Annotated in this window: 19 protein-coding genes; 13 read left to right on the forward strand and 6 right to left on the reverse strand. The window is 38.3% G+C overall.

The window, feature by feature from the left end; translation table 11 throughout:
* The first annotated feature begins 145 nt into the window (after positions 1-145).
* From R2B72_RS16860 to R2B72_RS16880, 5 genes are all read left to right on the forward strand, one after another.
* Positions 146-841 carry a pseudouridine synthase gene (locus tag R2B72_RS16860; RefSeq protein ID WP_318617986.1) on the forward strand — a complete coding sequence of 232 codons (696 nt, stop codon included), beginning with the start codon at positions 146-148 and terminating at the stop codon, positions 839-841.
* Positions 842-916: 75 nt separating this feature from the next.
* A complete protein-coding gene (gene sspL / locus R2B72_RS16865) occupies positions 917-1051 on the forward strand; it encodes a small, acid-soluble spore protein L (protein WP_318617987.1) in 135 nt (44 codons plus the stop codon).
* A gap of 52 nt (positions 1052-1103) precedes the next feature.
* On the forward strand, positions 1104-1241 hold the full coding sequence (locus R2B72_RS16870) for a YfhE family protein (protein WP_318617988.1): 138 nt from the start codon (positions 1104-1106) through the stop codon (positions 1239-1241).
* Positions 1242-1558: 317 nt separating this feature from the next.
* Positions 1559-2488, forward strand: coding sequence for a methyl-accepting chemotaxis protein (locus R2B72_RS16875; protein WP_318617989.1), 930 nt, complete (start codon positions 1559-1561; stop codon positions 2486-2488).
* A gap of 286 nt (positions 2489-2774) precedes the next feature.
* Entirely contained in the window at positions 2775-3626 is an 852-nt protein-coding gene (locus tag R2B72_RS16880) for an alpha/beta hydrolase (RefSeq protein WP_318617990.1), read from the forward strand.
* Between the two features lie 14 nt (positions 3627-3640).
* On the opposite strand, the gene R2B72_RS16885 is transcribed toward R2B72_RS16880, so the two are convergent.
* Entirely contained in the window at positions 3641-4294 is a 654-nt protein-coding gene (locus R2B72_RS16885; protein ID WP_318617992.1) for a hypothetical protein, read from the reverse strand.
* Positions 4295-4500: 206 nt separating this feature from the next.
* Here R2B72_RS16885 and R2B72_RS16890 point away from each other — a divergent pair, with 206 nt between their 5' ends.
* Complete coding sequence (locus R2B72_RS16890; RefSeq protein WP_318617993.1) at positions 4501-8352, forward strand: DEAD/DEAH box helicase; 3852 nt, start codon at positions 4501-4503, stop codon at positions 8350-8352.
* Between the two features lie 47 nt (positions 8353-8399).
* Here the strand turns inward: R2B72_RS16890 and R2B72_RS16895 are convergent, their stop codons facing one another.
* The 3 genes from R2B72_RS16895 to R2B72_RS16905 all read right to left on the reverse strand — a co-directional run bounded on the left by R2B72_RS16895 (position 8400) and on the right by R2B72_RS16905 (position 12221).
* The gene (locus R2B72_RS16895; protein WP_318617994.1) at positions 8400-9104 is read right to left on the reverse strand and encodes a YjjG family noncanonical pyrimidine nucleotidase; all 705 of its coding nucleotides are present in this window, start codon (positions 9102-9104) and stop codon (positions 8400-8402) included.
* 224 nt (positions 9105-9328) lie between these two features.
* Positions 9329-10222 carry an ROK family protein gene (locus tag R2B72_RS16900; RefSeq protein ID WP_412177874.1) on the reverse strand — a complete coding sequence of 298 codons (894 nt, stop codon included), beginning with the start codon at positions 10220-10222 and terminating at the stop codon, positions 9329-9331.
* A gap of 214 nt (positions 10223-10436) precedes the next feature.
* A complete protein-coding gene (locus R2B72_RS16905) occupies positions 10437-12221 on the reverse strand; it encodes a glycoside hydrolase family 13 protein (protein ID WP_318617996.1) in 1785 nt (594 codons plus the stop codon).
* Between the two features lie 353 nt (positions 12222-12574).
* On the opposite strand from R2B72_RS16905, the gene R2B72_RS16910 reads away from it, so the two are divergent.
* The 7 genes from R2B72_RS16910 (at position 12575) to R2B72_RS16940 (ending at position 20192) form a co-directional block, all read left to right on the forward strand.
* Positions 12575-13906, forward strand: coding sequence for a maltose ABC transporter substrate-binding protein (locus R2B72_RS16910; RefSeq protein WP_318617997.1), 1332 nt, complete (start codon positions 12575-12577; stop codon positions 13904-13906).
* 69 nt (positions 13907-13975) lie between these two features.
* A complete protein-coding gene (locus tag R2B72_RS16915) occupies positions 13976-15349 on the forward strand; it encodes a sugar ABC transporter permease (RefSeq protein WP_318617998.1) in 1374 nt (457 codons plus the stop codon).
* Complete coding sequence (locus R2B72_RS16920; protein WP_318617999.1) at positions 15346-16182, forward strand: sugar ABC transporter permease; 837 nt, start codon at positions 15346-15348, stop codon at positions 16180-16182. Before R2B72_RS16915 ends, R2B72_RS16920 begins: the two co-directional genes overlap by 4 nt.
* A gap of 133 nt (positions 16183-16315) precedes the next feature.
* Positions 16316-17341, forward strand: a complete 1026-nt coding sequence (locus R2B72_RS16925; RefSeq protein WP_318618000.1) for a LacI family DNA-binding transcriptional regulator — start codon at positions 16316-16318, stop codon at positions 17339-17341.
* Between the two features lie 92 nt (positions 17342-17433).
* Positions 17434-18159: a ThuA domain-containing protein gene (locus tag R2B72_RS16930; RefSeq protein WP_318618001.1), complete on the forward strand. Its 726-nt coding sequence runs from the start codon at positions 17434-17436 to the stop codon at positions 18157-18159.
* A 20-nt stretch (positions 18160-18179) separates the two neighbouring features.
* Positions 18180-19205 (forward strand): Gfo/Idh/MocA family oxidoreductase, encoded by a 1026-nt coding sequence (locus R2B72_RS16935; protein ID WP_318618003.1) that lies wholly within the window; start codon positions 18180-18182, stop codon positions 19203-19205.
* 18 nt (positions 19206-19223) lie between these two features.
* On the forward strand, positions 19224-20192 hold the full coding sequence (locus R2B72_RS16940; protein WP_318618004.1) for a sugar phosphate isomerase/epimerase: 969 nt from the start codon (positions 19224-19226) through the stop codon (positions 20190-20192).
* A 419-nt stretch (positions 20193-20611) separates the two neighbouring features.
* Here the strand turns inward: R2B72_RS16940 and R2B72_RS16945 are convergent, their stop codons facing one another.
* The gene (locus R2B72_RS16945) at positions 20612-22843 is read right to left on the reverse strand and encodes an AraC family transcriptional regulator (protein ID WP_318618005.1); all 2232 of its coding nucleotides are present in this window, start codon (positions 22841-22843) and stop codon (positions 20612-20614) included.
* Positions 22844-22887: 44 nt separating this feature from the next.
* On the reverse strand, positions 22888-23514 hold the full coding sequence (locus tag R2B72_RS16950) for a YesL family protein (RefSeq protein ID WP_318618006.1): 627 nt from the start codon (positions 23512-23514) through the stop codon (positions 22888-22890).
* Between the last annotated feature and the right edge of the window lie 166 nt (positions 23515-23680).

Here is a 23680-nt window from a genome sequence, read left to right on the forward strand (position 1 = left end):
AAAAAGATGACCCCGGAACAATACCGAAGTCACCTCTTGGGTGCATAGAATAAAACGTCGTTTTTTTTAACTGTCCATTAAATGGGGCTCAGTTCATATAAGGTATAGTGGTTTTATTATGTTTGTAATTAACGGAGGAAATGTTATGAGATTGAATCAATATATTAGTTCAGCGGGATTTTGTTCGAGGCGCAAGGTCGATAAGCTGATTAAAGAGGGGAAAGTGACGGTCAACGGAGAGCAGATTTCACTTGGTCATGTGATGAGTGAAGGGGACCGCGTTGAGGTAGACGGTCAGTTGATTGAAGCAAATAAAAATGATATTTATATTATGCTCAATAAACCACCTGGTGTGACGTGCACGGCGGCTAAGGGAATTGAAGGAAATATTATTGATTTTGTTAATTATCCGGAACGTATTTTTCCTGTTGGACGACTTGATAAGCAATCGGAGGGTTTAATTTTACTGACAAATGACGGTAGCATTGTGAATGAGCTTTTAAAGGAAGAAAATGAGCATGAAAAAGATTATATTGTGACGGTCGATAAAAAAATAACTGCCAAATTTATAGAAGATATGGCGAGCGGTGTTGACATTTATAATCCTAGAAAAAAGGACAATGTTCAAACAAAGCCTTGCCGAGTCGTTCAACTAGATGATTATCGTTTTAAAATTACGTTATCACAAGGATTAAATCGACAAATTCGGCGCATGTGTCGACGTTTTCAATACACAGTCACACGGTTGCAGCGTGTGAGAATTAAAAATCTTCCGCTCGGCACGCTAGCACTTGGTGAGTGGCGTCCATTGACACCAGAAGAAATAGCTAAGTTGAAATAAAAAATACAGGAGTGTCTTTACTCCATTTGGACATACTACAATGTGAATTGAAATGTCTACATGGAGGTGAAGCGCATGGCGAAAAATAATAATGCAGATAAAGGTAAGAAAGCAAATAGTGTAACGCCGCAAGGATATACAGATACGGAATTCGCGGAGGCACCAAAAAGTAAATTAGAAAACGCAGCTAAAAAGAAAAACACTAAATAGGTTAGTGATTGCAGTGCTATTCGATAAATAAGACAGGAAGGAGCGTGTATGCATGGCTGGGAAAAAAACTCCGCATAAACAAATGACCGATAAAAATAATGGGTTGTCTTCAGCACAAGAAGTACTATACCAAGAAGAGTTTAAAAAAGCTGATCAGGTCGCTAAAAACGAAAAGAATTTCAAAAAATAGGAAGAAGAGCCAAGCACTGAATGGTTTAGGTGCTTGGTGTTTTTCAGTTTAATACGTGAATTGACCAGTTGTAGCTAAAGTTATATAATTAAGTATGGTTTAACGTTAAAGACAAGGCCGAATTGTCCGCTGAAACAGCGGTTTTCGGCTATTTTTTGTTTGATTTATTTTAATAAAGTCATTTGGAGAAATAATACATGTCTATTATACTAACGAAATAATTAGGAATAACCGCGAGTAAGTTACTGATTTTTGCGAAAAAGATAAAAATACACAGGGTTATTTTTCCAGAGAATTTGGTGAGGAGGGGAAATAATATGTCGACAAGAGAAGTTAAAAAAGTTTCTGCTAGTAAACAGGTTTTGGATGAAAGTGCTGTATTAGCGGCCATTGAAAGTTCACTTGCAATGATAGAGTTCAATCCCCAAGGAAGGGTACTTTGGGCTAATTATAACTTTGCAAAAACAGTAGAATATGAAGTTTCTGAGATGCCAAATCTTACGCATAAACAATTTTGCACAAATGAATTTGTTGAAAGTAAGGAATATGAAGCCTTTTGGAAAAATTTACGACTAGGAAAAAGCTTTCAGGAAAAAATTCAACGTGTAACTAAAACGGGGCGCCTAATTTGGCTTGAAGCTACTTATACTCCTGTTTTCGATGCTCTTGGAAAAGTAGAAGCTGTCGTTAAAATAGCAACAGATATTACAAAACGTGAAAACAATACAATAGAAATTGCTTATCAGTTACAAAAAATGTCTACTGAATTACTTGATCGGGCAGAACAGGGGATATTTAGAAGTGGAGAAATCTTCTCTGCAAATCAAAAGCTTGTGTCTGAGTCAGAAGAAAGCTTGAAAGTTTTGGAGTCATTAAAGCAGCAAGCAATCTCCATTGAAAACATTACAAAAACGATTCGTGACATTGCGTCACAAACGAATCTATTGGCTTTAAATGCAGCAATTGAGGCCGCGCATGCAGGTGAACATGGAAGAAGTTTTAATGTTGTTGCAAGCGAGGTTCGTAAACTAGCAAATCGAGTACAAGACTCTATCCAAGATGTTACATCTCATATAGATGGAATTACAGGTGAGATTATGAAAATAAGTGATGTCGCACAGCGATCACAATTAGGCATTAGCAGTAGTCAGGAACTTATTGAAAAGGCTATAAACGAGTTTAGGGGAATTGGGACTGCTGCACATCAACTAGACTCGCAAGCAAAAGCGTTCAAGGATATGTTATAATAACGGTAGAAATGATTAAATTCCGAATAATTAGTGTTCCGAAAAATTCCGCACCCTAAAAATAAGGGTATGGTTTTTTTTTTTTTTTGTATCATCTCCATTTTGGGTATAACAACCGTCAACGGGATTGGTCTAAAAAGCTCCTAAGATTTATACGTCAGTTGACCAGATAAAAAGAAAGTTATATAATGAATACTATTCGTTCGATAATAGAGTGCATGGTGTGTTCTTATTCTATTGAAACGATCGAAAATAGAACGCTTCAATAGAAAAGGGGATATTTCATTTGTTGCATTATGAAACGCATCTTCTAAGTCCTAAGCATGAATGGGTCGTATTCCTCCATGGATTGGGTGGAAATTCAAATATATGGTACAGGCAAGTTAGAGAATTTAAGAAACATTTCAATCTTCTTTTTATTGATTTAAGGGATCATGGAGGATCGGCGAATTATGACCCTGCCACGTTGACCTATACACCTGAAATGTTGAGCAAGGATGTTGTGCAGGTGTTAGATGGATTGTCTATTGAAAAAGCCCATTTTGCTGGGATTAGTCTAGGCTCTGTCGTCTTACACGCTTTGCATATTCATGCGCCCGAACGCATAAAAAGCATGATTCTAGGTGGAGCAATTATTCGACTAACCCGTGTGGCTAGAGCCATATTGAGAACGGGGAATCTGCTAAAAGATGTAGTACCCTATATGTGGTTATATAAAACTTTTGCGCTCATTTTAATGCCCAAAGCCCATCATAAGAAGTCGAGAGATGTCTTCATTCAGGAGGCAAAGAAGCTGAGTCAAAAGGGGTTCATTAAGTGGTATCGATTTGCAGGGAAGGCCTGCAAAATCTATCCGCAAATAGATACTGAAAAAAATGTTATCCCCAAACTGTATATTATGGGTGATCAAGACTATATGTTTTTAGGTCCTGTCAAAGAAGATACAGTGGTAGATAAAGCTGCAAGTCTACATATTATTGAGGCATGTGGCCATGTTTGTAATATTGAAAAGTATAAGGAATTCAATCAAACAGCTATTCAGTTTTTCAAAGACCAAGAAGTATTGCCAAGTACTGTTTCGATTGAAAAATCTACTTTTATCAAATTAAATAAAATGAAAACCAGCCTACATGTATAATAGGCTGGTTTTTTTTACTTTATTTCTATTTCAGGAAACGTAATGACTAACCGTCCATCTATATTGACGACTTCAATAAGCGAGTCATTAAAAAGATAAGGCGTATCATTGCTGTCTTGTGGTGTTATTTTTTCATAGATATTTTTTACGGATAATACGGGAAACGTCACTGGAATATAGCGACCTTTGCTTAGTGTCTTCATATTGCCCATTAAAAAGACTTCTTTGCTAGAAGCTGCAAAACTTAAGTGGCCAACTTCTTTGTTCAATTTTCCAGAGACCAAAGCCACGCTTTGCAATAAAGAAATGATACATAAAATGAAATCATTAATGATTTCATTCGATAACTTGTTAAAACCGTAATTAACCAATAGCGTATTAAAGCCTGTTCTGATGTCTTTAAATGAAAATAAGTCTTCGATTTTCTTTCTGCTCTTCAACTTTTCTAAATTAGTAATAATGTGCTTACATTCTTCGAGGTAGTCTTTGACATAGCCTGTATTATTTTCCCTATGTAGTAGAAAATCACTAAGTTCTTGAATCACTTTATTGTCATGGGCGTCTTTTTTGACGATCATTAAAAAGCTATACAGGTCTTTTTCATCAAAAGTTCTTTCCGTAAATTTGGTATAATAGTATGTAATTAGCTGTTGTTGTTTTTTATCCACAATATTCGCTCCTAGTTATGTATTCAAAGATCTATTTTTTTATCATACCATGGCAAGCGGCCAAAATCACGGGACATTCCATTCGAAATACACTATAATAGGAACATGAGCTTGTATATACGAAACAGATAACACAATACAGAGTCAGTCATCTCGAATTACAAGGGATACTGACTCCTATTCATTTGTAGAAAGAAGGTATTCCTGTGACCCAACAATCAACAAAACAAAAAGTAATGCGCTGTGGCCTTGGTGTGACAGATAACGCACGTAAAGGAATGGCGCAATTTGTTAAGGGCGAACATGCCCTTTTTGCGTTGCAGGATGCTTTTGATATTTATATTGAGAAACGACCGAATAATAAACAAGGCAATATGTCCTTTTCATTTTTCTTTGATAACGATACGAATGAAGTGCTAGCAAAGCGGCTACAAGGTAAGGTTGCTGTGATGGAATGCGTCTATCAGCATGATGGTTTTTTGGCGACGGGCTTTCATGTGAGGGGACGAAAAGAAGTTGTACGCACCAATCGTCGTTTGCCAACTCGTTTAAAGTTTCAACTGGGCCGTAATACTGGGGCGACAATGCCAGTGGACTTATATACGAGTCTTCGGGAGTTGCCTATTGCAGAAGAACGCTCTGATTATGTCAAGAAGAGAATTTCTAGCTGGGAAGGTTATTTGCGGATACAGGAACGCAATGCAGATGTCGCGGATGTGACGTCGGCTTTTTCGCGTGCGACTTTTAGTGAGGATTTTAGCAAGCTGCGCCTTGTTTGTAGTGACTTAAAAGGACCTGATTGGCAGGCGATTAAAGGCTTTAGTGCTAAGATGGCAGGGACGTCACAGGATATCGGGAATGTTCTGAATGCCAATCGCTCTAAAGGCTTGGTTGAGATTGAACTGAATCGTCATTTCAAAGAGATGGCTAGACAGCATAAATGGCAACCGAAATCGTTTAAGGAAGTGACGTTTAGTAACTTTTTGGAGCTTAGCCAGGTAAGGAGACTACGCAAGGGCTTTAAAGATTTACAAGATGGTCTGGCAGCGAATGCCAATTTAGAAAAGGTTTTATTTGAAGAACGACCTACCGTTCGTATATCCAAGAACCAACAGCAACTCGTCTTTCATAATGAGTTAAACAAATTCCAAAAGGAAGCCGTCACGGGAGCTATGACTTCCCATGATCTCTATGTCATTCAAGGACCTCCTGGAACAGGGAAAACAACCGTTATTTCTGAAATTTGTCACCAAAATGTGAAGGCGGGGCTACGCACACTCGTCGCTTCTCAAGCTAATTTAGCGGTCGATAATGCACTTGGGCGTTTATTGTCACATCAGGATATTCGAATTTTGCGCTATGGACGAACTGAGAGTATTGAAGAGGAAGGCAAAAAGTTTATCGAAGAAAATGTGGCGCTTAATTGGAAAAACCAAACCTTAGCGGCGGTCAATGAACAACTACAATCGCATAGCACGAGGGCGGTGCAATTGGAAGCGGATATTGAGCGTTGTGAAGTACAGCAGGAAGAATTACAACAGGAATTGGCGACATTAGCCGAAAAAATGAAGTTGAAACAGGTAGCCGAAGTTGAACAGCAAACACTTTCTGAAGATGTTAGCAAGCTGACGGCCAAAATGGAAATTATTACAACTGAACGTGAGAGCCTGTTGCAGCACCAAGCCGAAATGCAACAAAAAGCGGCTGTGTTAACAGAGGAAATCGAGCGAATTGAGCAGCTTCTTCAATCAAAAAAAATAAGTTCCCAAACTGTCGATCAAATGGAACTCCTACAACAAGAGCTTGTGAAACTGCGTGGTAACATCAGCTATCGTCAAACATTGCGCCAAATTGGTGAAGCCCTCCAGTCGCTTGAAATGACTGGGCGAGAGCTTGAAGTGAAGCATAAAAAAATAGACGAGTACCGGTATTTTGTAAAAGAAATTGAAACGTTAACCAAATTAGCAGACTTGAAAGATCGACTAGCTGGTGCAGGTATGGAAGTGCCAGTTGGGACCAATCAAAAAATAACTGAACTAAATCGGCTACTTGTTGAGATTAAATCCAATCAATCAACAGATGGCTACATGGATTGGGCGGAACTAGGCGTTCGATTGTCTACTGCGATTAACAAAATGGAAAATCTATTAAGGGAGCATGGATTTCTCAAGCATTCGGGTGAGAAAACGGTACGTCGTAATTATACATCAGTGGCTGAAATTAATGGGTTAATTGACAATATCGCACGATTCATAGTGGCGTCGACGACTAAGCAGAGTTTAGCTATTAAAAGTTATTCAGCTGAAAAATATGAAAACCTTGAAAAAATTGCGATTGCTTTGCATATGTTGCGCCAGCAAAAAAGTTTTACAACGATGCAAATGGCAAGCTTTGAAAAACAAAATGGGCTTCTTGCCCAATCGAAAGCGTTATTTACCGCAATTCGACTGGAAATCGTTAACGATGTGAATCAATCCATTTCAGAAATCGAGCGAGAGCTAACAGTCCTGCAACAGCATTATGGTAATCGCCAACTGGAGCTCACTAATCTTCAGCAAACGAGTTCAAAATTGTTGGAGCAGCTGGGCACTGTCGATGAAACAGTCGTACTAAGTGATATGAAGGCACAATTGGCTGACAAAGAAAAAGTGTATGCTGATTACGAACAAATGAAGAAATTGCTGGAGACATATACAGCGGAGTTGCAGCATCAGCAAACTGCGGCTCAACAAGCTAATGAAGAGATGCACAAAAATTCTTTGGCGTTACAGGTGTCAGCGAAGGAAGAAGAAAGACTGAGTGAGGAATTGCTCGAAATGCAACAGCGACTCGCGGTATTGGCAGAGCTACTGAAAGAACAGCCCGAAGTGGAACATCGCCAAGTACTTGCGATATTGGATGCATTGCGGACAGAGCTTAAGGGACTGAAAAAAGACCAACAACGTTTACCGATTACACAAGCCATTCAACAACAATGGCTGTCATTGCTGACGGAAGCCAACGATTATGATTTAGATGAAATTCGAAAATTGTATGTCAAACACGCCAATGTCATTGGTACGACTTGCGTAGCCTCAGCAAGACGTGATTTCATGGAAGAATATCCAACATTCGATGTCGTCATTATTGATGAGGTGTCAAAAGCAACACCTCCGGAGCTACTTCTGCCAATGTTAAAAGGCAAAAAAATCATATTAGTAGGGGATCATCATCAGTTGCCGCCGCTTGTCGGTCAAGAAACACTAGAGGAGTTTCTTGAGGAAATCGATATTCAAGAAGATAAGAAAGAATTTGAAAAACTACTGAATGAGTCATTATTCGAGCGTCTGTTCAGAACATTACCGAAGCAAAATAAGACGATGTTAGGCATTCAGTATCGAATGCATGAAAGCATTATGCAGACAATCACACCTTTTTATGAAGAAGGGGACTATAGTTTGCAATGTGGGTTGACAGATTCTGATACGGTACGTGATCACATGATTGATTCCCACTATATTGGGCGAAAAGATCATCTTCTTTGGTTTGATATGCCCAATAAACCGGCGTATTTTGAGGAGAAGGTTAAGGGAGGTACAAGTCGTTTTAACCAAGCCGAGTTGACGATGGTCAAAAATCTTCTAGTTGATTTGGAACAAGCTACTGAAAAGGCCAAGAACGAAGGTAAAATGAAACCGGAAGATAAAAAAAGTGTTGGCGTCATTAGTTACTACGGGGAACAGGTCAAGCGCATTGATCGCTTAATTCAACAGGACTTAATGCCACACCATTTGCATTGTCGAACGGGATCCGTAGATAAGTTTCAAGGAATGGAAATGGACATTATTATTTTAAGCTTCGTACGGAATCACGGAGAAAAGGGGGGCGACATTGGGTTTGCACGCGATTACAGGCGGCTAAATGTGGCGCTATCGCGGGCGCGTGAGCTGCTCATTATTATAGGAAGTTCAGAAATGTTTACCGTGAAGACAAAGCATCCAAGTTCGCGGGCAATGTATGGACGTCTGTTAGCGGATGTAAAGAGGAAAAATGGCTTTAGGCCCTATGAAGGAAAGTGAAAAAACGCCAAGCTCTTGAATGATGCATTCGAGAAATTGGCGTTTTTTTATAAACAGATAGATTTGACTGAAAGAACATTTGGAATAAATTCAGCCCAGTTATGAATTTCATACGTAGGTTGAATCGCGGTTTCATTGTTCTTCATCTGAGGATTAAACCAACATGTATCGATGCCATAGTTATTGCCACCTTGAATATCCGAAGTAAGCGAATCACCAATCATTAACACACGAGACTTATCAGAGATTTGCAGTTTATCAAACGTATAGTTGAAAATATCGACGTGTGGTTTTTGACTACCTGCCTCCTCTGATGTAAGTATTGCTTCGAATGACTGTGCGAAAATAGAGCCGTTCATGCGGGCATGTTGTACATCTTTAAAGCCATTGGTAAGCAATGCGAGTCTGTAACCCGCAAGTCCTGCCATCATGTCTTGTACACCATCAATGATATGAATTTCTTGACCTAAATTTTCAAGATAGGCTTCTCCGAAAATAGCAGCATCGATCGTCAGCTCGTGCTGTAAAAATAATCGCTTAAATCGCTCGACCCTAAGCTTGGCTAATGTGATATTACCTTGCTCTAAATCATTCCAAAGTACATGACTAATTTCCTTGTAACCCGTTATGTATTCATTAAATCCATTCGGTAGACCAAATGCTTGAAACGTCTTCGTAAGAGCATGCATCTCTGATAATCTGAAATCAAATAAAGTGTCATCCAAATCGAATAATAATATGTCATATTTCATCTTTTTTTCATCCTCTTAGTTGTGTAATGTACAGTAAAACCAGTGCCAACGACTGTTCAAAGTCGTTGGCGCTGGTTTTTATTCCGGTTTCGTATGCGTTATGAAATTCCGATAAAATGCGGAAAATGATAAAAAAGCAATGAGTGAGCCAGTTACAATAGGTAGTAAAAATGTGAAGACACAAAAGCTAAAATATAAGATAGCTCCACTGCTGAGCGATAGGATTATTTATATAAATGCAACGATGCTGCTCCAAGCAATCCAGCCTTATTCCCAAGAGTTGCGCTAATAATTTGAACATCAGCAAAACTACTAATGACTAATTGTTTTACTTTTGTAGAAACGGCAGTCACTAGTTGTTCCTGCTCCATCACACCGCCGCCGATAATAATTGCTGGTGGATTAAAGATGTGAATGAGTGAAACAAGTCCGTTTGCCACTTCAAGCACCCAATCATTCAGCACTTGTTCAAGCTGCTGATCACCTTGTTCAAGACCTTCAAAAATCATTCGGCCATTGACATATTTACTATCAAGTTCCATCGCTTTTTTCACCAAAGCCGTTGTAGATCCATACATTTCGTAGCAACCAACACAGCCACAAGTACATTTCTCTCCGCCTGGATGCAGCATTAGATGACCAAATTCACCTGCACAGCCATTCATCCCTTTGTAAACAGTCGAATCAATGACAATGGCACCGCCTATGCCTGTCCCGTAGGTTAAACATAAAAAGTCCTTAAACGCTTGACCAGCCCCAAAATATTTTTCCCCTAAAGCTGCCGAATTGACATCATTTTCAACTTTAACAGGGACTCCAAAACGTTCTTCGAAAATAGCTTTGACTTGCATACCAGTAAAACCAGGGAAGTTATCATTTGCATAAATGATAGACCCTTCTTCGCTGTTTACTTGACCGGCTGTACTAATGCCGATAGCCTCAAAACCAGTATAGGTTTCCGCAATTGCCTCCATTAAATGATCAACCAAGTACTGCCCACCTTGTTTAGCCCCAGACTCAATCTCTTTAAATAAAGAAGTTTGTCCAGTGCTATCTACCATAGACATTTTAATATTTGTACCACCAATATCCACCGCTAAAACGTTCAAATGTATCACCCTTGCTTTCTTTATTTTAATAACTTTGTAAATTAACTTTAACATAAGATTTCGATTCTATCCATCTTGATTTTTGAGGCGGCATGAATGCGTTTCTAGCTTTTCCTTTTTAGTGCGCAGAAAAATTAAGCCCATTAACTCAAAATGAATTAACAGGCTTGTATCTATTTGAAATAAAGAATTACAACGAATCCTCCAGCTAATCTTGTTTGTGTTAAATCATTTTCATCTCAAAAATTCTACAGCCATATGGGTCTATCTGTATCATTGAATCCGTCTGGAAGGTCTGATGAACAGCTTGTGGAATCAGATTGTTATCAAAAGAGTACTCACGAAGTTCTTTTCCAATGAGTTGCGTAATGACTGGAATGGTGAGTGATTTTACGCTATTATTTACGACAATAACAATGCGTTTGTCATCATTATATTTCTCGTAAATAATGCAGTCATTTTCATTGTTTGCATACAAAAATCGGAAGCTACCGCCATTCCCAAAAACAGGCTCTGTTTTACGTAGGTGAATCAATGACCGGACGTAATTCAATAAATCCTCATTTTGCTCCTGATCATCCCAAATCATACATGCACGACAGCCTGGGTCCTGTCCACCGGTCATGCCAATCTCATCCCCATAATAGAGGCAAGGCGTTCCGATAAAGGACAGTTGGAATAGATACAGTAACTTCACTCTGTCAATATTGTCATCAGCCAATGTCAAAATTCGTGGTGTGTCATGGCTGTCCAATAAATTGAATGCCACTTCGTTGACGTTTGCTGGGTACATATGGAGTACCTCTGTGATTGAATGGGCAAAGCTTTCGGCATCTATCACTTTTTTAGCAAAGTAATCAATTGCGCCATTGGTAAATGGATAGTTCATCACAGCGTCAAATTGATCCCCTTGTAACCACGGCATCGAATCATGCCAGATTTCTCCTAAAATATAAGCATCGGGCTTCGCGCGTTTGACAACTTGACGGAATTCACGCCAAAAGGCATGATCGACTTCGTTTGCAACATCCAGACGCCAGCCATCAATATCAAACTCCTCAATCCAATAGCGTGCAACATCTAGTAAATAGGCTTTTACTTCAGCATTTTCAGTGTTTAGTTTCGGCATAGTGTTGACAAATGCAAAAGCATCATAATTAGGCTTTGGCTCTGTCACGATAGGGAAGTCCCAAATGTGGAACCAATCTTTATAGATCGACTTTTCTTGATTTTTTAATACATCCTGGAAAGGTTCGAAATAAAAGCCGCTGTGATTAAAGACAGCGTCAAGCATTATGCGAATGCCTCTAGCGTGACACTCTTTGACAAGTCGGCGAAACGTTTCTTTATCGCCAAACTGTGGATCAATTTCCATGTAATCCATTGTGTCGTATTTATGGTTGGAATGTGCAGCAAATATTGGTGTAAAGTAAATACCGTTTATGCCAAGCTTAACTAAGTAATCAAGGTGATCAATGACTCCCTGAAAATCACCGCCGAAAAAGTTAGTCGTTGTGGGTGCGGTGCTACCCCAAGGTAATGTGTTTTTGGGGTTAATGAGAGCATCGCCATTTGCGAACCGGTCAGGGAAAATTTGATACCAAATTGTATCTTTGACCCATGCAGGTGCATCAAATACATCTACATTATTCAAATAGGGGAAGCAGAAATAATAGGATGTATCACTTGGTTGTACATCAAAAAAGCCGCGCTCTGTATAATAGACAGCTTCGCCGTCATCCATACATTTGAAGCCATAGCGCATACGGCGAAATTCCGGTGAAACCGCAATTTGCCAATAGTCAAATAGTTTGGTAGAACCCATTTTTTTCATTTCAAGTTTCTGGTTAGCCCATTCCCCATCTACCCATTGATAGGGATCCCCATAGATTAATGTAACTGCAGCCACATCATCTTTTTTGGTTTGCAATGCAATATGAAGTGTTTCTTTATCATAGGCATATGCAAAATTATTTTTCGGGCGATGATAAATTGCTTCTTTTAACAAATTGATAGCCTCCTTTTGTACAAACGTTTGCACAAATAATGTGTTACTACGCACTAATTCTATTCAAAGCTAAATCTTTAAATTAACGCCGAAAAAGTCTGATAAGTATAGAAATTAAGCGGATTTAATACGTAATCAGCGTTACTGCTATGATAATAGCAAACTTCGCTTTCGTAAAGCGAAATAAAATAACAATTGAAATTATATTAACTCTATGTATAATGAGAATTATGGAACCAATGCAAACGGTTTCATTGGTTTCGGAAATTTGCGGAGGTGAATGACAAGGGGAGTTCAGGAGTTGGGTTCAATTATGTAATTTATGATCATAAAAACAAAAAGGTGGGGTATTGGTGAAAAACTCTATAAGACTATTATTTGTGATGATGTTGTTAGTTGTACTAGCTGCTTGTAGTAAACCAGGTAGTACTAGTGTGAAAGAGGAGCCGGAGCAGGGCGGGGTTGAAGAGAATAAAGAAAGTACATCAGGTGAAACAGAAGAATTGGTACCTGAAGAAGATGCAGAATTAATCGTATGGTCTAACAGTGAAGGCGAAGAGGGAGAATGGATTCGTTATGTTGCTGAAAAGTTTACTGAGGAATATGGATTCCCGGTTAAAATTGAAGAAGTAGCACATACAGATGCTCCAGGGAAACTTCAAACGGATGGACCGGCCGGTTTAGGTGGGGATGTATTTATGGCACCACACGATCATGTGGGGAATATGAATACTGCCGGTTTAATTTACGAAAATTATTTTGCTGATGAATATAATGAACGCTTCATGGAAAGTGCCATGCAAGGTGTTTCATTTGTTACTGATGGAGAACTGAAAACATATGGTTTCCCTCTAGCAATTGAAACGGTTGCACTTTACCACAACAAAGATTTACTGGACAGCATGGGATTTGAGCCAGCAGCAACAATGGATGAATTGATAGAGCAGTCAAAACAATTTATGGAGAAAAATCCTGGTTCATATGGATTTATGCTTGAGCCTGGAAACTTCTATTTTACACATGCATTTTTAGGTGGCTACGGTGGCTATATATTCGGCAATGATAATACCAATCCAGATGAGCTTGGGTTAAACAATGAAGGTGCGGTTAAAGCTGGTGAATTCATGAAAATGATTCACAATGACCTACTACCAATCAAGAAGGAAGATATTACAGGAGATGTCATTGGTTCATATTTTAACGAAGGAAAGCTCTTGTATAACATGACAGGACCTTGGGCTTTGAAAGGACATCTTGAAGCCGGTGTAAATTTAGGGATAACAACAATGCCGAAGTTGGAAAATGGAGCCGTTCCTACGACGTTTTCTGGTGTCAAAGCGTTGTTTGTAAACTCGTATAGTAAGTATCCGAAAGCAGCGACAACGTTTGCTAAGTTTGCAACAAGCGATGAAATGCTCTTAAAGCGTTATGAAATCACGAATCAGCTTCCACCAGTTATTGCATTGCTCGAAAATAAGGAAATTAAAGAAAACGAATTTAATATTGCTTTCCTAAATCAAGCACAACATGCGATATCTATGCCAAACATTCCGGCAATGGAATTGGTGTGGGGTGGAATGGAAGTAGCATTTACAGCTATTTGGAACGGGTCTGAAGAACCAAAAGCCGCCCTTGATAAAGGCACGGCACAAATACGTGAAGCAATTGATTCCCAAACGAAATAATTGTATGAATGAAAAGCAGAGCTGATACTGAACATAGTGTTGGCTCTTGCTTTAAATGGAGGGATCTATATGAAAAATGTATCGGATGATAGCCCATCTATTCTCAAAAACGAACGAATGACACCTGAAAAATCCTTCTTTACAAAGGCAAAGAAGGCCGCATTATTTTCATTTCTATTTATGGGATTAGGCCAACTATATAACAAGCAATATGTAAAAGGTGTTAGTTTTCTAGTACTTGAATTATATCTGCTATTATTTTGGACAGTTCCTTTCCAATGGGCGATGTGGGGGCTGACAACACTTGGTGAAACGCCGCAAATACAAAAAGGATTTGAAATCGTTCAAGGCGATCACTCAATCTTCTTACTAATAGAAGGAATCTTATTTTTAATTTCTTTCATGCTGTTTCTTTGGTTCTACTACTTTAATATTAGGGATGCCTATAAAGTTGCTACAAAGCGGGAGGAAGGCATTAAACCAAATAATACGAAGGAAATGTTTAAAAATATTTGGGAAAACGGCTTTCCTTATATCCTATTAACACCATCTGTACTGTTCACTTCATTCTTAACTGTTTTACCATTACTATTTGGTGTTTTAATAGCCTTTACAAATTATTCTGCACCTAATTACTTGCCACCAAAAAGTTTAGTAGATTGGGTAGGATTAAATACGTTCATTCAATTATTTCAAATGAAAACATGGAGTACTACATTTTACGGAGTATTTGGTTGGACAGTCATTTGGGCAATACTTGCTACGGTGACAACATTCTTTTTAGGACTAATTTTTGCAGTACTTATCAGTCAAAAAGGCATTAAATATAAAAAGTTTTGGCGCAGTATTTTTATTCTACCTTGGGCAATCCCACAGTTTATATCCATCCTCATTATGAGGAATATATTTAATGGGCAATTTGGTCCGTTAAATCGCTATTTAATGGATTTGGGCATTATTGATACGGCGATTCCTTGGTTATCGGATCCATTGCTGGCAAAGTTCACTCTCGTTGTTGTCAATATGTGGTTTGGCTTTCCATTTTGGATGATTTTAATGAGTGGCGTTATTACAAGTATCGATAAGGAATTATTTGAAGCTGCCCAAGTGGATGGCGCTACATCTGTTCAACGATTTTGGAAAATTACGATGCCTTTAGTTATGTTTTCAACAGCGCCCCTAGCTATTATGTCATTTGCAGGAAACTTCAATAACTTTAATATCATTTACTTAATGACACAGGGTGGTCCAGTAAATATGGACTATAATTATGCTGGCTCGACAGATATTTTGATCAGTTGGATTTATAAACTTACACTTGATAATGGTCAATTTGCGATTGCATCAGTCGTATCCATATTAATTTTCATTATCATTGCAATCTTCTCTATCCTTAACTTCAGAAATACAAAAGCGTTTAAAGAGGAGGATATGATGTCGTGAATAGACTATTTTTTAATCAGAAAATAAGTAATGCATTAATTTATAGCATTTTAATCATTACTGCTATCATTGTATTGTATCCTGTTGTGTGGATCATTACGGGCTCATTGAATCCGGGTAGTTCGTTATTTTCAACAAGGTTAATTCCCGAATCTTTTTCATTCAATCATTATATCTATTTATTTAAAGAAACAAATTATTTAACTTGGTATAAAAACACCTTGAAAATCGCTTTTTGGAATATGATTATCTCCACACTATTAGTTGTTTCCGCTGCCTATGCTTTTTCAAGATTTCGTTTCCCAGGTAGAACGCAAGGGTTAATGGCGATGCTTGTACTACAGATGTTCCCAGGTTTTATGGGAATGATCGCTATCTATATTCTTTTGCTACAAATGGGATTACTCGATAATCATTGGGGCTTAATTTTAGTGTACGCTGGCGGTTCAATTCCATTTGGTGCATGGCTTGTTAAAGGCTATTTCGACGGTCTTCCAAAAAGTCTTGATGAAGCCGCAAAAATGGATGGTGCAGGTCATTTAACGATTTTTTTCAAAGTGATGTTACCTCTATCAAAGCCGATTATTGTTTTTATCGCAATTAATAACTTTATTGGTCCGTGGATGGATTTTATTTTTGCAAGACTCATTCTAAGATCTGGTGAAAAGAAAACACTCGCTGTTGGTTTATTTGAAATGGTTACAGGGCAAGGAAATACAGAGTTTACAACGTTTGCTGCGGGGGCTGTGTTAGTTGCTGTTCCCATTACAATTCTATTCTTTATCTTCCAAGATCATCTTGTTGAAGGGTTAAAGGCCGGTGCGAATAAATAATAGCAAATTACAGTGAATAGTCTTGATTTTGTTGAACTTTTCGAAAACTGGTGCTAGTATAAAACGTATAATTCATGCAACTGAGTGAAGTAAATATGGTGATACTAGTCAATCAAAAAAAAGGATGTAGGTTATGTCAGTAACGATAAAAGATGTTGCAGCGCGGGCGGGGGTTGCCCCATCTACTGTTTCACGTGTGATTTCGGATAGTCCGCATATTAGTGAAAAAACAAAACGAAAAGTTCATAAGATTATGGAAGAAATGGGCTATCATCTAAATTATAATGCACGAAATCTTGCCCAACAGTCGACGAAGACAATTGGAATTGTGATGAAAAACTCTACTGAGGAATCGATGTTTAATACTTTTTTTCCAGAGGTTATTCGTGGAATCAGTGGTCTGTGCAGTAAGTACGATTTCAGTATTAGTTTAACTACTGGGGAGTCTGAGGAAGAAATTTTCAATGATACGGTAAAAATGGTGCGTGGAAAAAGAGTCGATGGCATGATTGTCTTATACTCAAAAAAAGATGATCGAGTGGTTCCTTATTTAATCGAATCGGGTATCCCTTTTGTTGTTATTGGAAAACCCTTAATTGAACCGGGTAAGATTATGTTTGTCGACAATGATAATGTTCAGGCAACAAAAGAAGCTACCGACTATTTACTAAATATTGGACATACCAAAATTGCGTTTATTGGTGAAGACACGGAGTTTGAGGTAGGAGAAGCGCGGTTAAATGGTTTCAGCCAAGCCATGAGGGAGAAGCACCTTGATATCCCTGAACTTTATTTGAAAAACTTACAACCAAATGCTGATCATGGGCAGCAAGTAATCAGTGAACTCATGGAGTTAGCTGATCCGCCTACAGCACTAGTTGTGACAAATGACTTAAACGCGTTAATCCTTTTGACTGCATTGAGTGAGAAGAATATTAAGGTGCCAGAAGACATGAGTCTAATAAGTTTCAATAACTCGATTATATCCAGAATATCGAATCCGCCTTTGACGACTGTCGATACACAAATTTTTCAATTAGGTTATGAGTCTGCAAGTTGTTTGATAGAATTGGTAAAAGATCCTTCGATATTTAAAAAGAGTGTGGTCATACCAACTTCTATTGTGGAAAGAAAATCATGTGTTGCTCCGAGGATTTAATGCAATTACCGAGGGGCTTCAATTTTTTTAGTTGCAAATGCAACCGTTTGCCTAAATTCATGCAAGAAACAACAAAAAGGGAGAGATTTTTAATGAATATTACTGTATGGAACGAAAATCGTCATGAACAAAAAAATCCGGTGGTTGCCGAGATTTATCCGAAAGGAATTCACGGGGCGATTGCAGACTTTTTACAGCAGGACGCTAACCAAGTAACAACAGCAACATTAGACGAACCTGAACATGGCTTAACAGAAGAAGTGTTAAATGCAACGGATGTGCTTGTTTGGTGGGGACATCTTGCGCACGATGAAGTACAAGATGACATTGTGGAAAGAGTGAAGAAGCGTGTATTGGAAGGCATGGGATTGATTGTTTTGCATTCGGCTCACTTCTCAAAAATCTTTAAAACGCTAATGGGTACGACTTGTGACCTGAAATGGCGTGAAGCTGACGAGAAAGAGCGTCTATGGGTAGTGGATCCGAGCCATCCAATTACAGCGGGTATTGGGGAGTATATCGAACTTGAAAAAGAAGAGATGTACGGCGAGCATTTTGATATTCCAGCACCTGAAGAGTTGGTGTTTGTCAGTTGGTTTGAAGGTGGAGAAATCTTTAGAAGTGGTGCAACGTTTAAGCGTGGTAAAGGGAAGATATTCTACTTCCGTCCAGGACATGAAACGTACCCGACCTACTACAATCAAGATGTGCAAACGGTTATTCGTAACGCAGTGAAATGGGCTGTAAACTTGGATACACCTACACCGATTTATGGCAATGCAAAGCCATTAGAGAAAATTGCGAATCATAACGAATAATACTAAGAGGAGTGAAACAAATGACGAAATTACGAGTTGCAGTTATTGGCTGTGGGAGTATTGCAAAATATAGACACTTAGGGGAATATGATAGCCATTCTGCTGTGGAAATTGTAGCGGTTTGTGACATTGTGGAAGAACGAGCACAAGAGGCTGCAGATCAATATGGTGCAACAGCTTATACCGATTATAAAAAGCTGCTTGAAGTTGAAAATGTTGACGCAGTTAGTGTTTGCTTACCAAACTATTTACACGCACCCGTGTCAATTGCCGCTTTAGAGGCAGGTTGTCACGTGTTATGTGAAAAACCAATGGCAACGTCAAAAGAAGAAGCAGAGGCTATGATTGCAGCAGCGAAAAGCAATGATAAAAAGCTAATGATTGCGCATAATCAACGGTTTGTGCCGTCACATGCGAGAGCGAGAGCGTTAATTGCGAGTGGGGAAATCGGCAAAATTTATAGCTTTAGAACGGCTTTTGGACATGGAGGTCCTGAAGGTTGGAGTGTTGACGGAAAAGATAGTTGGTTCTTCAACAAGGAGCAGGCTTTTATTGGTGCAATGGGTGATTTAGGTGTACATAAAGCTGATTTACTCCGTTATTTACTTGGTGAAGAGTTTGTCGAAGTCGCTGGTTTTATCGAAACAAGTGCGAAAGAAAATTCGGATGTGGACGATAATGCAGTTTGTATTTTGAAGTCTGAGAGCGGTGTGATTGGTACACTGGCGGCGAGCTGGGCGTACACGGCAAAAGAAGATAACTCTACTATTATTTACGGAGAACATGCGACATTACGTTTGGAAGATGATCCAGATTATTCATTAATCGTGCAATATAAAAATGGTGAAGTCGTGAACTATGCATTAGGGGCCATTCAATCGAATGCAGAAGGCGGGCAAACGACGACGCATGTCATCAATCATTTTATCGAGTCCATTGTGCAAAATACGGAGCCACTTATCAATGGTGAAGAAGGCATGAAGTCGTTAGACGTGATTTTAGCTGCTTTGGCATCAATGGAAACAAAACAAATCAGTAAAATTTAACGGATGGAGGTATGAGTGATGAAACTAGGCGTATTTGCAGTGTTATTTTCGGAAAAATCATTTGAAGACATGCTGGATCATGTGAAAAATGCTGGTGTGGAAGCGATTGAGATTGGGACGGGTGGCTATCCAGGCAATGCGCATTGTAACGTCGATGAGTTACTTGCGAGTGAAGAAAAGCGTAAGGAGTATTTGGATAAAGTCCAGTCCCGCGGGCTAACAATTAGCGCGTTCAGCTGTCATGGCAATCCTGTTTCACCTGACAAAAAAGTAGCACAAGAGGCTCATGAAATATTCGTTAAAACGGTTAAACTAGCAAATCTATTGGGAGTTCCTGTCGTCAACACGTTTTCAGGAACACCAGGGGCACATAAGGATTCCAAGCAACCAAGTTGGCCGGTTTCCCCGTGGCCAACCGAGTACTCGGATATTTACAACTGGCAGTGGGAAGAAAAACTGATTCCTTATTGGAAAGAACAAGGGAAGTTTGCGGAAGAGCATGGCGTCAAAATTGGCATCGAGCTACACGGTGGTTTTTCGGTGCACACGCCATACACGCTGTTGAAATTAAGAGAGGCAACTTCACCGGCTATCGGAGCCAATTTGGACCCAAGTCATTTATGGTGGCAAGGCATTGACCCAGTCGCAGCGATTAAGATTTTAGGGAAAGAAAATGCCATTCACCATTTCCATGCGAAAGACACTTTTATTGATCAAGACAATGTCAATATGCATGGTCTGACGGATATGCAGCCTTATGGAGATGTGCAAACACGTGCTTGGACATTTAGATCTGTTGGTTGTGGACATAGTACCCAAGAATGGTCCGATATGATGAGTGCCCTGCGCACATATGGCTATGATTATGTGGTCAGTATTGAACATGAGGATCCTTTGATGTCGATTGATGAAGGGTTTTCACGTGCTGTCACGAACTTGAAATCTGTTTTAATTAAGGATCAGCCTGCGGATATGTGGTGGGTGTAAGGAATAAGTGGTTCAGCAAATCCAATGATTTTTTTACATTGGTATATAGAATAGTACAGTACAGACGATTTTCATGTAAAGTCGTCTGTACTATTTTTGTTTTAAGGACTTAATAGACAGTCCCTTTACAGTCTTTATAAAAAGTTAGCTCCTCGCTATCTCGGATAGGCATCTTGGCAAGGTTGACCTATCTATCTACGCAGGCGCAACTCCCCGTATTGCTCCAATACAACAAGATCCCCATACGCATCTTATGCTGGAACTCCGGCGGATTTTAAGATGTTTGAGTGAAAATCGCAGGTTCCAACAAAACCCTATTCATAATACACAGCCGCTCAAATTTTTATTCTGAGCGTAGGTAGGGGAGAAGAAATATAAAAACGACTCCGATTATGCTTCGGAGCCGTTTTCAAAGTGTTTTATATGCGTTTCAAATCTTTCACACATAAGCTTCGATATTGCCCAGGTGTTAATCCGACAGAATTCTTGAACTTTCTAGAGAAGTTTGGGGCATCAATGTAGCCGACGTTAAAGACGATATTTTTTATGGGTAAATCGGTTTCAGTTAACTGCCTTTTCACTTCTTCTAGTCTTAATTCCCACACATATTGGGAAAAAGTCATATGCGTTTCTTCCTTTATATACCGACTTAAATAGGAAGCGGAAAGATTAAAACTTTGAGCCATGTTCTCGAGACTAAAATCATGGTCGATAAAATGATCTTTTATATGTTTGAGAATATCAACTTGCAATTGTTTTTTTTGATTCTCTTTTTTACTAGAAATAACTGTGCAAATCTCATTGGTAAATGTCAATAAGTTGTCTTCTAGTTGCTCTAAAGAAGTGATGTTTTGTAAGTAATAAATCTTTTCAAGATTAACGTTAACGCCTATTTCATTCACTATTTTGATAATCGTATTCATAATATCATACTGCATATGCTTGGCTAAATGAATGGATCTATGATTGTCTCGTAACCAGGCAGTTAATGATTTTATGGATTCATTGGCGATTTCCGCATTCCCTTGTTTGTAGCTTTGCGTTAATGTCAGCAACAAATCTTTTGGTAGCCATAATGTTTCCTGAGGTGCTTTAATATCCCTAAAATAAGAAATTCCTTGTTCTTCATAAGACTTTCCATGTTCGTAGGCGGCAGATGCTTCTATAAACGACCGGTGTATTTGCTCATTCCCACTATAGAATTCACCGACACCTATCCATGCAGTCGGTTCAATGTTATGAAGAAGTCGAATAAATAAATTTAAAAATACTTGTTGCTCCGACGTATCCTTACTTTGACTATTGATAATATACGTCATTAGTTTATCGTTGATCAATTCAACGCTATAAATTGTTGCATTTGCTAATAATTCACTTGTGGCTGCTTCCAATTCTTCCGTATCAATATGACTCAATCGTTCTTTAGAAAGGGAGGTCACAAAAACAAACGAATAATTTTCAACTAGCTGTAAATTTAAATGAAGCGAATCTGATAACTTTTCGGCGGCCTTGTTTTGACCTTGCAGAAGCATCGTTAAATATTGATCGCGTATTAAAGGTTGTTGATTGGCAAATTGAGTTTGCAGATTGTCATGTTTTTCGTACATTGTTTCAATTGAAATACGTAAACTATCCAGTTCATTTTTACTTGTGAATTGAAACGTTTTATCTCTTTCTTTGACAATAGCTAGCATTTTTTCAATGGGATAATATTGTCTAAGCGCTAAATAAATTGCACTAAATGAAGCAATCAGCAACATGAAAACAACAATCAGCAACATAAAATTTTTAAATTGATAGACCTTGTTGAAAAATTGTATTGTTGGTAAAGCGGTTACATATGTCCAGTTCGTATTGTCAGAATGGACTTTCATGATGGAGTAGTTGACCTTATTTACCTTCAATTCACTAATATTGGATACATTAGTAAACGAATCTTTAATGACGGAAATATCTAAAAGATTGTCAGCGTTATTCGAGTAAGTTGCAATGACGTCGTCATTTTGGTCGAAAATATAAACAGCACCTTGATAACTACCTAAGATGGTGTTAATCATATCGGCAAAGAATGTTTCACTTAGTTTCATAAACACAACCCCATGTGACTTGGCAGGCCCTGGTAGAAGTGGATACATAAAAACAGGATGGTTACCAAATGCTTTTGTTTGTAGGGTAAGTTGTGGATAGTTCACTTCGTTTAACGTAGTTAAAAATGCATGTTGATTTGACTCTTGTAAATCAGTTTTATAGGTAAGGAAAGTATCCATAGACATATAGCCATCGGCAGAAAAAATATCATTCTGTTCATAATAGTGAAGATATAGTTCGTCAATAATTGAATTGTTTCCTTTGTACTTATTTAATTCGCTGATGGCTTCAGGACGAAATTCATTAATACTAACCATGTATTGAGACAGTTTATAGTCATAAGAAATAAGTGCACCAATTTTACCAAGTTCTTTTATATGGTTATCAACTGTATTTTTAACGATTCCAAGATTATGAGTATGTGATAACTCAGTTTCTTCTCGCAAGCTTTTCACAGAATTATAATAAAAAATTAGCGATATTACTAAAAAAGGGATCATGAAAATGAGAATATATGAAAAAATATAGGTTAGTTTTAATCTTGATGGTGTTTTGTTTTTCATATAAACGAGAGCACCTCCCTGAAGTATTCATATCCCAAACAGAATCATGCCTGCTGGCTTTTTTTTAGTTCGATTTTATTGAAGGCGCGTAAGCTGAACCACATAATGGGGAAAGCAAAAACTGTAGCACCCATGAATATGTAAAGTACTGGTATATAGCTATAAATGACGTAAGCGCTTAGAGTCCATAAAAGGATAGAAAGTAAATAAATAGGTTGTGCTAATGCTAGTAACAGCGATTGTTTTAAATATTGTAGAGGCTTTAATTCGTAATGTGCAAGAGCAGGGAAAACAAATAAGCAAGTAATGATGAAGATAAAGAGCACTAGCAATAAGAAAAAGTGAATTGGTGCAAATTTCAAAAATTCCTGTGAGACTTTTAAATCCACATAAATAAAGCTACCCATAGCAAAGAGAACTAAGCCAATAATATTTGAGGTTTTCCAAGTAGATCTATATATATGAAGGAAGTAAGGGAAGATAGCGATATCACTTTCTTTCATTAACCACTTGCGTATAGTTGAAAACACGGCTGCTGTAGCAGGCATGACACCAAAAATACCTAGGCCTAAAACGGTGAAAACAATCCATAACAAATGGACATACATAATTTTGAATATCCAGTCTGAACCATCAATGACTAATCGAGAAAATCCCCTTGCGTTGTACATATGTATCACCACTTTCTAAGCATTAATATAAATATTTTAAATAATAAACCTGTTCTAAGAGTATGTAAGATGTAGTTTTTTGTCAAGAGGAACTTAAAGGTTGAAATTGTATGTTCAGTGGTATGAAAAAGACCGTGGACTCAAGAAATAACGGAGAAACAGTGTT

Origin of the sequence: Sporosarcina sp. YIM B06819, assembly GCF_033485175.1 — a bacterium.
In the GTDB taxonomy this organism is placed as follows: Bacteria; Bacillota; Bacilli; order Bacillales_A; family Planococcaceae; genus Sporosarcina.